Genomic DNA, 12,590 nt, shown 5'->3' with positions numbered 1-12,590 from the left:
CCATGCTGACCACGCCACCACTTGCCCCTAAAACATTGACCGCGCTAAAAGAATTGGGTGTTTGTACGCTGGAAGATTTACAGGAAATCGGCGCAGTCCGCACATTTCTATTGCTGAAAGCGTCGGGTTTGACCGTAACCAAAAGCACCTTGTGGCAACTGGCTGCGCTGGTTTCAGGAGTGGATGTCCGGCATATTTCCGAGGAGAGAAAGACGGAGCTGGGCGAGGCCTTGAAAAACCATCCGCCTGTTGCCGTTTTCCCTTCGCAAAACGATATGGAAACCTTTATGCGGCTGGCGATAGAACAGGCCAGACAATCGGCGGCCTTGGGCGAGATACCAGTTGGCGCGCTCATCGTATATCAAGGTAAGGCAATCGCAGCGGCACACAATACCTGCATTGGCGACCACAATGTCAGCCACCACGCCGAAATTAATGCGCTTGCCGCCGCAGGTAAGGCCTTGCAAAACTATCGCTTGGCAGACTGCGACGTGTATATCACATTAGAGCCTTGCTCCATGTGCGCATCTGCCTTGATACAGGCGCGGGTCGGGCGCGTGATTTATGGTGCGGCCGAAGCCAAAACCGGTGCGGCAGGCAGCGTGGTCGATTTGTTTGCCGACAAACGTCTGAACAAGCATACCGCAATTTTGGGCGGCATATTGGCAGAAGAATGCCAAAGCGTATTGCAGGATTTCTTTGCGGCCAAACGTAAGGCCGTCTGAATTTCAGACGGCCTGTCAGCAAAAACACTTTATTTTAAATTTTCGGATTTCCCCATGTCAGTCAATCATTACGAAAACTTCCCAGTCGGCTCTATTGTGCTGCCGCGCCGTTTGCGCAAGCCGGTTCACGCCGTTTACGCTTTTGCGCGGACGGCGGACGATATTGCCGACGAAGGCAATGCCGAAGCAGTCGAACGCCTGCGCCAACTGGACAAACTGAAGGCAGAGTTAGACCGCATTGCAAAAGGAGGGGAACCGCAAACGGCATTGATGCAGCGTTTATATAACGAAGCGATTGTGCCGTTTCAATTACCGTTGCAGCCGTTTTATGATTTGCTGGCGGCGTTCAGTCAGGATGTAGTCAAAACCCGTTATGAAAACTTTGGCGAATTGATTGCCTATTGCCGCTTGTCCGCCAATCCGGTGGGGCGCATTATGCTGCATTTGTACGGGCAAACCGATGAAGTGAGCATGGCGCAAAGCGACGGCATTTGCATTGCCTTGCAGCTGATTAATTTCTGGCAGGACGTGGCGGTAGATTGGCAGAAAGGGCGCGTGTACATCCCTCAGGAAGATTTGCGGAAGTTCAAAGTCAGTGAAGGGCAGATTGCGGCCGGCAAAGCCGACTTCGCCTTTCAACGATTGATGGCGCACGAGTGCCAACGTGCTTTTCAAATGCTGAAGGCAGGCTCGCCGTTGGGCAAAACCCTCAAAGGGCGAATCGGTTTTGAGCTGCGCATGATTATTGTCGGCGGCCAGTTGATTTTGCAGAAGCTGGACGGTTGCAAATATGACGTGTTTAACCAGCGGCCGCTGTTGGATAAGAAAGACTGGATGATTATCATCAAACGGGCTTTGATGAAGAAATAAAAAAAGGCCGTCTGAAATGGATGTTTCAGACGGCCTTGATGTTTTCGATTAGCGGTTTTTCAAACGGTTGATGCGGTTGTCCAAAGAAGGATGGGTACTGAACCAAGAGTCTTTGGATTCGCTGGCAATGCCCATTGCGGTCATGGTTTGCGGCAGATCGCTGGTGCTGCCTTTTAAGCGTTGCAGGGCGGCAATCATTTTCGGCGCGCCCACCAGTTTTGCAGCGCCCGCATCGGCGCGGTATTCGCGTTGGCGGCTGAACCACATCACAATGATGCTGGCGAGGAAGCCGAATACGATCTGCAATACCATGCTGACCATAAAATATGTACCTTGCGAAGTGCTGCCGTCATTGTTGCGCGCCACCATGCTGGAAACGATACGCGCCAAGAAGACGACGAAAGTATTCACAATACCTTGAATCAGCGTCAGCGTTACCATATCGCCGTTGCCGACGTGCGCCATTTCATGCGCCAAAACGGCTTCGACTTCATCGCGGGTCATGTGGTCGAGCAGGCCGGTGCTGACGGCGACGAGCGAGCTGTTTTTAGTCGCGCCGGTTGCAAAGGCGTTAGGCTCTGGAGAGTCGTAAATGGCTACTTCCGGTGTTTTCAGATTCCATTGGCGGGCTTGCGCTTCAACAGTTGCCAACAGCCAAGCTTCTTCTTCGCTTTGGGGCTGGTCGATGACGACGGCGCCGACCGAATGTTTGGCGATGGTTTTCGACATCAGCAGGGAGACAATCGAGCCGCTGAAGCCGACGACTGCGGAATAAGCCAACAGGCTGCCGACTTGGTCGGTACTGTTGATGCCCAAGATAGCCAAAATAACACGGATGACAACCAGAACTGCGATATTGGTTGCGATAAATAAGAAAATGCGTTTCACCGATTATTCCTTTTTAGTGTGGTTTGTGAGGTGATTTTTATATGGGCGCATTGTCTCAAAAACTCTATAGAGATGAAACAGCGCAATAGGCAAAGGTATGCAAATTCAAAGCAATGTCTCAAAAACTCTATAGAGATGAAACAGCGCAATAGGCAAAGGTATGCAAATTCAAAGCAATTGAAGCAAAGGCCGTCTGAAAAAGCAGGATTTATGATTAAAAACAGCTTTTCAGACGGCCTGATTGCAAACAGATATTATTTTCCGAATTCCTGCAGCCAGTCTCGCGCTACCAAAAATTGATTTAATGCGGCTTCTGGAGAACCTTCTTCCGGCGCATATTGATACTCGAAGCGTACTAAAGGCGGCATGGACATCAAAATGCTTTCCGTACGGCCGCCGCTTTGCAGGCCGAACAGCGTGCCTCTGTCCCAAACCAAGTTAAATTCCACATAGCGTCCGCGACGGTAGAGTTGGAAATCTCGTTCACGTTCTCCATAAGGCGTATTTTTGCGTTTGGCCACAATCGGTAGATACGCTGCGATATAGCCTTCCCCGACTGCCTTGATAAAATTCAAGCAGGTATCGAAATCCCAGCGGTTTAAATCGTCAAAAAACAGGCCGCCCACGCCGCGTGTTTCGTTACGGTGTTTCAAATAGAAATATTCGTCACACCATTGTTTGAATTCAGGATAAACCGATTCTCCAAATGGCGCGCATACGTCCCGAGTCACTGTGTGCCAATGCACGATATCTTCTTCAAAAGGATAAAACGGCGTCAAATCAAAGCCGCCGCCAAACCACCAAACCGGCTCGGCATTTTCAGGGTAGGCAATAAAAAAGCGCACATTGGCATGGCTGGTCGGAACATAAGGATTTTTCGGATGAATGACCAGCGACACGCCCATGGCTTCAAACGCCGCGCCTGCCAATTCCGGACGATGGGCCGTAGCAGAAGCCGGCATTTTTGTTCCCTTTACATGCGAAAAATTCACACCGGCCTGCTCGAATACTGCGCCGTTTTTCAATACACGGGTTTCGCCGATACCCAGCTTCCCAGTCCATACTTCATGCACAAATTTGGCTTCGCCATCTTCTTGCTCCAGCGCGGCGCAGATTTGGTTTTGCAGTGTTTTGAGGAGGGTTAGAACGGATTCTGTGTGCATGATATATCCTTGATGGTTTCGTATTTGTAAAATGACAGGGCGGAAGATGATTTAAGTTGTTGAAACTAATTGTTATTTTTCTGTTTCTTTATTATGGGTAAATTTTTGCATGGGCGTATCTTGCAATCAAGCGTTACTCATCGGCAATAGATTGAAAGGTATTACGGGGTTAAAAATACAGTTGCTACTCTTGCTGCATGATATTGGCAAGATTTAATTTAAATGTTTGTTGAATCTTGTTTACATCCTTAGCAAAAATATGATAGTCACTCGAAGAATAGATAGATTTTATTCTATCCAAATTAGTTTGTTGATAACATTTTTTCATTTCCGCGATGAAAAAATTATCTTTTCCTCTTTCATTGAGACAGTTATTTTCTAACAGATAGATTGCCCATGCTGTAAAAATAAATGTACTATCTTCCGGATATTCAGATAAATAAATTTCGAATTCAATTATAGAATATTCAGCTGCTTCAATTAATGTTATATCTAAATCTCTGACAAATTTTTCCGTTATATTTTTAAATAATTTCTTGAATTCTATATAATTTTTTATTTTTTCCATGATTCTATTTTCCTGTAAAAATATTTAATTGAATATTTGGATAGCGATTTCTAAACTCTAAAATAACATTGCTGCAAGATTGACAGGCCTTTAATGATGATATTGCGATACCTTTCAGACGGCCTTGATTTATTCAGTAAAAAAAGTATGTGCGCCCAAATAGTTTTTTGCGTAGAACGGAGTGGAAAGTTTTTCGGTTTTGATGGTTTTACCGCTGCTGGGGGCGTGAATAAATTCGCCGTTGCCGATGTAGAGGCCGACATGGGAATATTTGTGTGCGCCGCCGGTATTGAAGAAGACAAGATCGCCGGCTTTCAATTTGCTGTCGGGAATTTTTCGGCTGGCTGCGGCCATATCGCGTGCGGTGCGTGGCAGATTGACGTTGAGGGCGTTTTTATAGACGAATTGGATCATGCCGCTACAGTCAAAGCCTGTGGCTGTGGTGCTGCCTCCCCATTTGTAGGGCGTACCGATCAGGCCTAGGCTGTGAAGCATCAATTCCTGCGAACCTTGGGTGTGGTCGATATGGGAAATGCGGACAGGTTGGACTTTTCTGACGGTTGTTTGCGGCTTGTGGGATTTGTGTTTACCGGTAGTGCCGCAGGAGGCCAACAATAGGCTGGTGGTACAAACAAATAGGGTTTTGCAGATGAGTCGAGACATGGTGAATTCCTCCGGCTGCATGATTTCTGTTTTCAGACGACCTCTATAATAATCCTTCTATGGGTAGGATGGACAGGATTTTTGAAGTAACTCGTTTCCAGAACTTGGCTTCGGGCTCGTGTGCGTAAGTTCGTTTTTCGCTTGGGTCATACCAGTATAGTTTGTTGTAATTGCCAAGCGTTACCTGATAGGCGTAGCTTGGGGTGGTCGTTACGAGGGTGCGCTGCATTTGGCCTGCGATTTCGGGACTTTCGATGACGACACCCATTTCGGTATTGAGGCGTGCGGAGCGTGGGTCGAGGTTGAATGAGCCGATGAAAATGCGTTTCTCGTCCACGATGAATGTTTTGGCGTGCAAGCTGGTAGCTGAGCTACCGGTTAAGCCGCGGTCTTTGGAGGTCGGAACGGCGTGGTTGGGCTGGAGCTCATAGAGTTTGACCCCAGCTTTAAGCAAGGGCTTGCGGTATTTGACGTAGCCGGAATGGACGGCGGCAACGTCGGTTGCTTGGAGCGAATTGGTCAAAACGGTAACGTCCACGCCGTTGTGAATCAGCTTTTCTATGGCCTTAACGCCCGATTTTGTGGGCACAAAATAGGGGGAGACAAGGTAAACGCTTTTTTCGGGTTGCTTGAGGGCGTCTTGCAGGCGTTCGGAAATAGGCGGTTTGTGCCGGTCGCGGTCTAAGCCTTTGGCCGGATCGTCGCTGATTAAACGTGTGCTGACGCTTTGCCACTCCATAAGGTTGCTCTGCATTTTTTGATAGAGGTTGGAGTGTTCGATACTTTGACGGTAGCGGATGAGCGTTTGATTTTTATCTTGGTCGGTGTAATCAAGCTCTGCCAATCCTTTTTGCAGGTTTCCCCGTTTGATGATGCTGGTCGCGTTATAGGCGGAGTGGCTTGCCCAATAGCGGTCGAAGTCTTGGGATACTTCGGTTACGACGCGGCCTGTGGCGAGGATATCGAGGTCGGCAAAGATGGTATCGTCGTTAACCTTAAAATATTCGTCGCCGATATTGCGTCCGCCCAAAATGGTGGCACGGTTGTCGGCGGTAAACGATTTGTTGTGCATCCGGCGATTAAGTCGCGGAAAGTCGGCAACGTAGCCGAGTGCACGCCATTTTCTGAAAATAAAGGGATTAAACAGACGGACTTCAATATTGGGATGATTGTCGAGTGCCAGCAGGAGATCATCCATGCCGTTGGTGTTGTTGTCGTCCAGAAGCAAACGCACACGGACGCCGCGTTCGGCCGCGCGATGAATCAGGTTGAAGAGAAGCTTGCCGGAGATGTCGTTGTGCCAGATATAGTACTGCAAATCGAGGGTATGGTCGGCAGATTCAATCAGGGTGGCACGGGCAACAAAGGCTTCATGGGCATCGTTCAGCAGATAGATATGGGAAACATCGGTCTTGGAGGATGTAGAAGGAATGCCTAATGCGCTGTCCAGCCGCGGCGTTGCAGGTATGTCAAGATAACTGCTTTGGGTGCGTTCATCCAATGAAGGCAAAAACGCGGCGCACCCACCCAATAGCAGGATATAAAGAAAGGGAAGATGAAATTTCATGGGGAACCGGTACAAACAATCCCTACCTAAATGACATTTAGGCAGGGATTGAAGTGAAATTAGGTTGCTTGAATCAGCTTAGAAGGCAACATAACTTGCCGGATTGACCGGTTTGCCGTTTTGACGGATTTCAAAGTGCAATTGGGTACGAGATGCATCGGTATTACCCATGTGCGCAATAGTTTGACCGCGTTTAACGGTTTGGTTTTCATTAACCAGCAGGCGTTGGTTGTGGCCGTATGCGCTCAAGAATGAGGAGTTGTGTTGGATGATGACCAAGTTGCCGTAACCGCGCAAGCCTGAGCCTGCGTAAACGACTTTACCGTCTGCCGCTGCAACAACAGGCTGGCCTTGCGTACCGGCGATATCTACACCTTTGTTGCTGCCGCCGAAGTTGGCGATAACGTTACCGGTAGTCGGACGTTGCCATGTGATGCCGCTGACGTTGCGGCTGCTGCCGGTAGACACGGTTGGTGTATTGGCAGGAATACTTGGAGCCGGAGCAGTGGTTGTAGTTGTTGGCGTAGAAGGTTTGCTTGCAGAAGCTGCAGGTGCAACGTAGCCTTCAGGTTTCACACGGAGGGTTTGACCAATGCTGATGGTGTTGTCGGCCAAGTTATTCCATGCGCGCAGATTGTCTTGGGTAATGTTGTAGCGTTTGGAGATGTTGTAAACGGTATCACCACGAACAACAGTATGTGTCGCTGCATTAATATCAACAGGCGCATAAGAAGGCGTGTAAGTGCCGGTGCTGCCGCTGTTGTACGTTGGAGCAGGTGTACTTGCCGGCGGAGTGTATGGAGCATCTGCCGCTAGGCTGGTGTTGGTATTGTAAGGCGCTGCACCGTAAGGATTGTCAGCGGTAGAGTTTGTTGTTGAACCACCGCTTTGTGTGCCGACGACTACAGGAGCCGGTTGTTGGCTGGCACAGGCTGCAAGTAATAAAACCAAAGCTGCCGATCCGGCATAAGATACACTTTTTTTCAACATGTTAATGACTTTCGTATTCGGGTAATTGTTCTCGTCGGGGCATATCATAATAAAAATATGCTTGTTTCTCAAGTGTTCGGCTGTTAGGGACTGTTAAGGCGCAGGGATTTCTGACCAAAAGGAAGCGGTTTGCTCCATTTGTCCGTAGGCAGTCAAATCGACTTGCAGGGGGGTAATTGTGATGAAGCCGGACGCGCATTCGCCAAAGTCGGTACCTTCTTCGCTGTCGGAAACATCGCCGACCGGCCCAATCCAATAAATTTGTTCGCCACGTGGATTATACATGGGAACAATGCTTTGCTCATGATGACGGCGGCCGAGCCGTGTAATTTTGATGCCTTGGATATCCTCAGGTGCGACGGCAGGGATATTGATGTTCCATAAAATGGGTTCGGAAATAGGGCGTTTGAGAAAGTAGGAAAGCAGTATCCAAGCGGCTTTTTCCGCAGTTTCCCAATAACGGCCGCTGGAATCGGCAAGCGAGAAAGCAATGGCGGGTATGCCCATCAGGTAGGCTTCCGTCGCGGCGGCAACTGTACCGGAATAAAGCGTATCGTCGCCCATGTTCGCGCCGTTGTTAATGCCGGACAAGACTAAGTCGGGTTTGAAATCGGCGAGGGCGTGTTGGCCGACATGAATGCAGTCGGTAGGGGTGCCATTCACATAGTAAAACCCGTTTTCCGCCTGTTTCAGTTGTAAAGGACGGTCTAAAGTCAGGGAATTGCTGACGCCGCTGCGATCGCGTTCGGGCGCAACCACCCTGACATTGGCAAATTCTGCACATACTCTTGCCAAAACTGCCAAACCGGGCGCAAGATAACCATCGTCGTTTGAGATTAATATGTTCATGTGACAATACTGTGTCTATCGGTAAGATGGGCGGTATTGTACTGGTTTGCTTGAGCGATTGTCCACGAATCGGCAACGTTTGGGCGGAAAGGATAATAATGAAACATTATGAGTTAGATCCCAAAGCTTTATTGGGCGGCGTGATTGCTTCAGACGGCAATCAGGAGATTGTTCAGCTTTCACTGCAAAAGGATAATGAAATTCCGGCATATGAGGCGGATGCGATTATTTTGCTTTTGGTTTTAAACGGCAAAGCCGAAATCAAAACGGTAGACGAAATTTTGCAAACCGAAGGCTTGCAAGTTATCCGTCTTGAACCGATAGAAGCACACAGCATTCGTGCGTTGGCCGATAACACCAATATTTTGGTTATCAAACAATTGATTCATGAAACCGGTCTCAGCAAACGTTTGAGATTTGGAAGTTGCTGCCTGTAATGCAATAAAGGCCGTCTGAAAAGTTTCAGACGGCCTTTTTAAAATCAACCAGATTTATTTCAAACCTTTTTTCACCAAGTCTTCATAACCGCCATGGTTGGTTACGTTGGTGTAGCCGGCTTTTTTCAGCTCAGTCAGCGCGGCTTCTGCACGGCGGCCGCTGCGGCAGTAGAGGTTTACCGGTGCGTTTTTATCCAGGCTGACGGATTTGATGCGGTCAACGATTTGGTCATGAGGGATATTGAGCGCACCTTGCAAGTGGCCTTCTTTAAATTCTTCGGCAGAGCGGACATCAATCCAAACGCCTTTTGCTTTTGCAGGCTGTGCCGCGCTTTTTTCAACCTTAGGCATAGAGGCTGCGGAAGCGGCCAAAGGAGTGGCAATAGCGGCGGCAAAAAGTACGGCGGTCAGCAGTTTCTTCATGGTTCAATCTCCTATTAGACAGAAAACAATATGATAACTTTATCAGTTTAGCATTTCATAAGGCCGTCTGAAAGGGGAGTCGGCTTTCAGACGGCCTGATTTTACAAACCGATTAGCGTTGGGTTTCTACTGCTTCCAAAGCGCGCAAAGCGTATGTATAAGCGGCACCTGCATTCAGTGCGATAGCGGTGGCCAATGCGCCGGCGATTTCGCTTTCGGTTGCACCTGCTTTGGCTGCGGCGGCTGCATGCACGCTGATGCAGCTTTCGCAACGTGTGGTAATGGCAACGGCAATGGCAATCAGTTCGCGTGTTTTGGCATCCAGTGCTTCGGCAGCGGCTGCTTGATCCAGTGCGCCGTAGGCTTGCAGCATTTTAGGATGGTTTTTACCCAGTTCGCCGAATGCTTTTTTTACCAAGGCGGTATGTTCAGGCCAGTCTTTAAACATGATATGTCCTTTCTTAATGTGAGTGGATAAGATAAAAAATCCTATCCGTTTGTGTTTGGTGTGTGTATTATTGCAATAACTGGAAGATTTAAATCGTCAAAACATCTCATTTATTGGTAAAAAAACACTATGGATATTTTGGATAGGCTGGTCGAATTGGCGCAGGTAAAAGGCAGCGTGGATGTTCAATGTCTGTTTCGGGGGGAGTGGTATGTGCGGCATGAACCAAAGCGTGCGCATGGTTTGGTGCATATCGTCACTGCCGGTTCGGGTTATATCCGAATTGATGGGGAGCAAGAGACAAGGCTGCTGAGTGCGGGGGATATCATTTTTTTTCCGCGCAGCGTAGGGCATACTTTGAGCAGCGACAGCAGTTGTGAAAATCTTGGCGTCAACGTGCTGACGAGTGAAAAAGGCGCATTTAAAGTCAAGCAAAGTCATGCAGGAGGCGATGCGGCTTTGCATCTTTTCTGCGCGCGGTTTGAATATGAAGCGCAGGCAGATATTATGGCGGGGCTGCCTGACACGGTTTTGCTGAATATCAACCATCCTTCTTTGCAATATTTGGTGGCGTTATTGCAATATGAGAGCGGCCAGGCTTTGTCCGGCTCGGTAGCGGTTGTGAACGCATTGGCTTCGGTGTTGCTGGTATTTCTACTTCGAGCCAGCTTGGAAAAAAATGGGGAAGCGCAATTAAGCGGTTTGCTGAATGGTTGGCAGGACAAACGCCTGCGGAATCTGCTTCAGGCAGTAGTGGATAAGCCGGAAGAAGAGTGGAATATCGAGAAAATGACCGAGATGGCCAACTTATCTCGCGCCCAGTTGATGCGGGTATTTAAGCAGCAGACGGGAACAAGCCCGCACGCCTTTGTAAACAGTATCCGCTTGCAGCAGGGGGCATTATTGTTGAAACAGACGGCGGATTCGGTTTTATCGGTTGCGCTCTCGGTGGGTTTTCAATCGGAAACGCATTTTGGCAAGGCATTTAAAAAGCAATATGGGATATCGCCGGGGCAATATCGTAAGAATGATCGCGCTGATGAAGCGGCAGTACAAGCGGAAGAAATGCCGATTTACTTTATTTAAACAGATGATAAAAGGCCGTCTGAAAGTGTAAAAATGAAATCTAAGATTTCCAAAACACTTTTCAGACGGCCTTAGTTTTAAAACTTATCAATCAAACAGAATTAGTCCAGTTTTTTGAAATGACGGCGACGTTCCAATTCGCTCAGATAGCGTTTACGCAAGCGGATAGATTGTGGCGTAATTTCAACCAGTTCGTCATCGTCGATGAACTCAACCGCGCCTTCTAAAGTTAATTTGATAGGCGTAGTCAGGCGCACGGCTTCATCTGTACCACTGGCACGAACATTGGTCAGTTTTTTACCTTTCAGAGGGTTTACCACCAAGTCGTTGTCGCGACTGTGAATACCGATAATCATGCCTTCGTAGACTTTGTCGTTTGGAGAAATGAACATACGGCCGCGGTCTTCCAAGTTCCACAGGGCGTAAGCAACAGCTTCACCTTGCTCTTGAGAAACCAGTACGCCGTTGTGACGGCCGGGCATATCGGGTTTAACCGGTGCGTAGTCGTCAAAAACGTGGCTCATCAAGCCGGTACCGCGGGTCAAAGTCAGGAACTCGCCTTGGAAACCGATCAGGCCGCGGGCAGGAATGTGGTACTCCAGACGGGTACGGCCATTGCCGTCGCTTTCCATATTGGTCAATTCGCCACGGCGACGGCCAAGCTCTTCCATAACGGCACCTTGGTTGTCATCCGGTACGTCCACGGTCAGGTTTTCGTAAGGCTCGCATTTTTGACCGTTGATTTCACGGAATACCACGCGCGGTTTACCGACTGCCAATTCAAAGCCTTCACGGCGCATGTTTTCCAACAAAATGGTCAGGTGCAATTCGCCACGGCCGGAAACGCGGAATACATCAGCGTCGGCAGTATCTTCAACACGCAGGGCAACGTTGGTCAGCAATTCTTTTTGCAGGCGGTCGCGGATTTGGCGGGAAGTCACGAATTTGCCTTCAGTACCGGCCAAAGGAGAAGTATTGACCATAAAGTCCATGGTCAGGGTAGGCTCGTCCACGCTCAACATAGGCAAGCCTTTAGGATTGTCTTTGTCGGTAATGGTTACGCCGATACCGATGTCTTCGATACCGGAAATAATCACGATATCGCCGGCTTCAGCTTCTTCCAAAGGTACGCGTTCCAAGCCTTGGAAGCCCAACAGCTGGTTGATGCGGCCTTGGGCGACTTGTTCTTCATGATTCATAACGGCAACGACTTGGCCGGGTTTGATGCGGCCGTTCAGGATGCGGCCGATACCGAGGCGGCCGGTATAGTTGTCGTAGTCCAGTTGGGAAATTTGCAGTTGCAGCGTTTCGTCCGCGCTGCCGCTTGGTGCAGGCGTGTGTTTCAAAATGGTCTCGAACAGAGGACGCATATCGCTGCTCTCGTCGTTTTCATCCAGTTTGGCAAAGCCGGACAGGCCGGAAGCATAGACGATAGGGAAGTCCAATTGTTCGTCGGTTGCGCCCAAGTTGTCGAAGAGTTCGAAAGTTTGGTCGATAACCCAGCTTGGACGGGCAGACGGTTTGTCGATTTTGTTGATAACAACGATAGGTTTCAGACCCAAAGCCAAGGCTTTTTTGGTCACGAAACGGGTTTGCGGCATAGGGCCTTCTTGTGCGTCAACCAACAGTACGACGCAGTCAACCATGCCCAATACACGTTCCACTTCGCCACCAAAATCGGCGTGTCCCGGGGTATCTACGATGTTGATATGGTAGCCTTCGTATTCGATGGCGGTATTTTTAGCGAGAATGGTAATGCCGCGCTCTTTTTCAAGATCGTTGCTGTCCATGACGCGTTCTTCGACTTGTTGGTTGGAACGGAATGTACCGGACTGGCGCAGCAATTGGTCAACTAATGTGGTTTTGCCATGGTCGACGTGGGCGATGATGGCAATATTGCGGATTTGTTTCAT

14 protein-coding genes and 1 pseudogene are annotated in these 12,590 nt (G+C 48.9%); 4 read left to right on the top strand and 11 right to left on the bottom strand.

Features of this window, described 5'->3' with window-relative positions; translation table 11 throughout:
- Positions 1 to 2: 2 nt before the first annotated feature.
- Positions 3 to 725: a tRNA adenosine(34) deaminase TadA gene (tadA, locus tag ACTHTJ_RS06865; protein WP_070461804.1), complete on the top strand. Its 723-nt coding sequence runs from the start codon at positions 3 to 5 to the stop codon at positions 723 to 725.
- Between the two features lie 54 nt (positions 726 to 779).
- Entirely contained in the window at positions 780 to 1,595 is an 816-nt protein-coding gene (gene hpnC, locus ACTHTJ_RS06860; protein WP_070461806.1) for a squalene synthase HpnC, read from the top strand.
- Between the two features lie 48 nt (positions 1,596 to 1,643).
- On the opposite strand, the gene htpX is transcribed toward hpnC, so the two are convergent.
- The 8 genes and pseudogenes from htpX to surE form a co-directional block, all read right to left on the bottom strand.
- On the bottom strand, positions 1,644 to 2,483 hold the full coding sequence (htpX, locus tag ACTHTJ_RS06855) for a protease HtpX (RefSeq protein ID WP_070585716.1): 840 nt from the start codon (positions 2,481 to 2,483) through the stop codon (positions 1,644 to 1,646).
- A gap of 254 nt (positions 2,484 to 2,737) precedes the next feature.
- Positions 2,738 to 3,646: an oxygen-dependent coproporphyrinogen oxidase gene (gene hemF, locus ACTHTJ_RS06850; RefSeq protein ID WP_063075822.1), complete on the bottom strand. Its 909-nt coding sequence runs from the start codon at positions 3,644 to 3,646 to the stop codon at positions 2,738 to 2,740.
- Between the two features lie 184 nt (positions 3,647 to 3,830).
- Positions 3,831 to 4,214: a hypothetical protein gene (locus ACTHTJ_RS06845; protein WP_002219725.1), complete on the bottom strand. Its 384-nt coding sequence runs from the start codon at positions 4,212 to 4,214 to the stop codon at positions 3,831 to 3,833.
- Between the two features lie 4 nt (positions 4,215 to 4,218).
- A pseudogene (locus tag ACTHTJ_RS06840) lies at positions 4,219 to 4,314 on the bottom strand (deaminase domain-containing protein); the annotation flags it as partial.
- Between the two features lie 29 nt (positions 4,315 to 4,343).
- Complete coding sequence (locus tag ACTHTJ_RS06835) at positions 4,344 to 4,877, bottom strand: C40 family peptidase (protein WP_070585736.1); 534 nt, start codon at positions 4,875 to 4,877, stop codon at positions 4,344 to 4,346.
- 43 nt (positions 4,878 to 4,920) lie between these two features.
- Entirely contained in the window at positions 4,921 to 6,444 is a 1,524-nt protein-coding gene (locus ACTHTJ_RS06830) for a phospholipase D family protein (RefSeq protein WP_070585717.1), read from the bottom strand.
- A gap of 78 nt (positions 6,445 to 6,522) precedes the next feature.
- A complete protein-coding gene (locus ACTHTJ_RS06825) occupies positions 6,523 to 7,434 on the bottom strand; it encodes a peptidoglycan DD-metalloendopeptidase family protein (RefSeq protein WP_070585718.1) in 912 nt (303 codons plus the stop codon).
- Positions 7,435 to 7,527: 93 nt separating this feature from the next.
- Entirely contained in the window at positions 7,528 to 8,283 is a 756-nt protein-coding gene (gene surE / locus ACTHTJ_RS06820) for a 5'/3'-nucleotidase SurE (protein ID WP_003686460.1), read from the bottom strand.
- A 98-nt stretch (positions 8,284 to 8,381) separates the two neighbouring features.
- Here surE and ACTHTJ_RS06815 point away from each other — a divergent pair, with 98 nt between their 5' ends.
- A complete protein-coding gene (locus tag ACTHTJ_RS06815; protein WP_070585719.1) occupies positions 8,382 to 8,720 on the top strand; it encodes a hypothetical protein in 339 nt (112 codons plus the stop codon).
- A 54-nt stretch (positions 8,721 to 8,774) separates the two neighbouring features.
- Here ACTHTJ_RS06815 and ACTHTJ_RS06810 read toward each other — a convergent pair whose 3' ends face one another.
- Positions 8,775 to 9,143 carry a rhodanese-like domain-containing protein gene (locus ACTHTJ_RS06810; RefSeq protein WP_070585720.1) on the bottom strand — a complete coding sequence of 123 codons (369 nt, stop codon included), beginning with the start codon at positions 9,141 to 9,143 and terminating at the stop codon, positions 8,775 to 8,777.
- Between the two features lie 112 nt (positions 9,144 to 9,255).
- Positions 9,256 to 9,591 carry a carboxymuconolactone decarboxylase family protein gene (locus ACTHTJ_RS06805; protein WP_003686488.1) on the bottom strand — a complete coding sequence of 112 codons (336 nt, stop codon included), beginning with the start codon at positions 9,589 to 9,591 and terminating at the stop codon, positions 9,256 to 9,258.
- A gap of 129 nt (positions 9,592 to 9,720) precedes the next feature.
- Here ACTHTJ_RS06805 and ACTHTJ_RS06800 point away from each other — a divergent pair, with 129 nt between their 5' ends.
- On the top strand, positions 9,721 to 10,677 hold the full coding sequence (locus tag ACTHTJ_RS06800; protein ID WP_070585721.1) for a cupin domain-containing protein: 957 nt from the start codon (positions 9,721 to 9,723) through the stop codon (positions 10,675 to 10,677).
- A 101-nt stretch (positions 10,678 to 10,778) separates the two neighbouring features.
- On the opposite strand, the gene typA is transcribed toward ACTHTJ_RS06800, so the two are convergent.
- Positions 10,779 to 12,590, bottom strand: a complete 1,812-nt coding sequence (typA, locus tag ACTHTJ_RS06795; RefSeq protein WP_070585722.1) for a translational GTPase TypA — start codon at positions 12,588 to 12,590, stop codon at positions 10,779 to 10,781.

Origin of the sequence: Neisseria sp. P0018.S001 (assembly GCF_051957355.1) — a bacterium.
GTDB lineage: Bacteria > Pseudomonadota > Gammaproteobacteria > Burkholderiales > Neisseriaceae > Neisseria > Neisseria subflava_A.
Note: the sequence above shows the minus strand (reverse complement) of the source record. Positions and strands in the feature narration are given on the sequence as shown.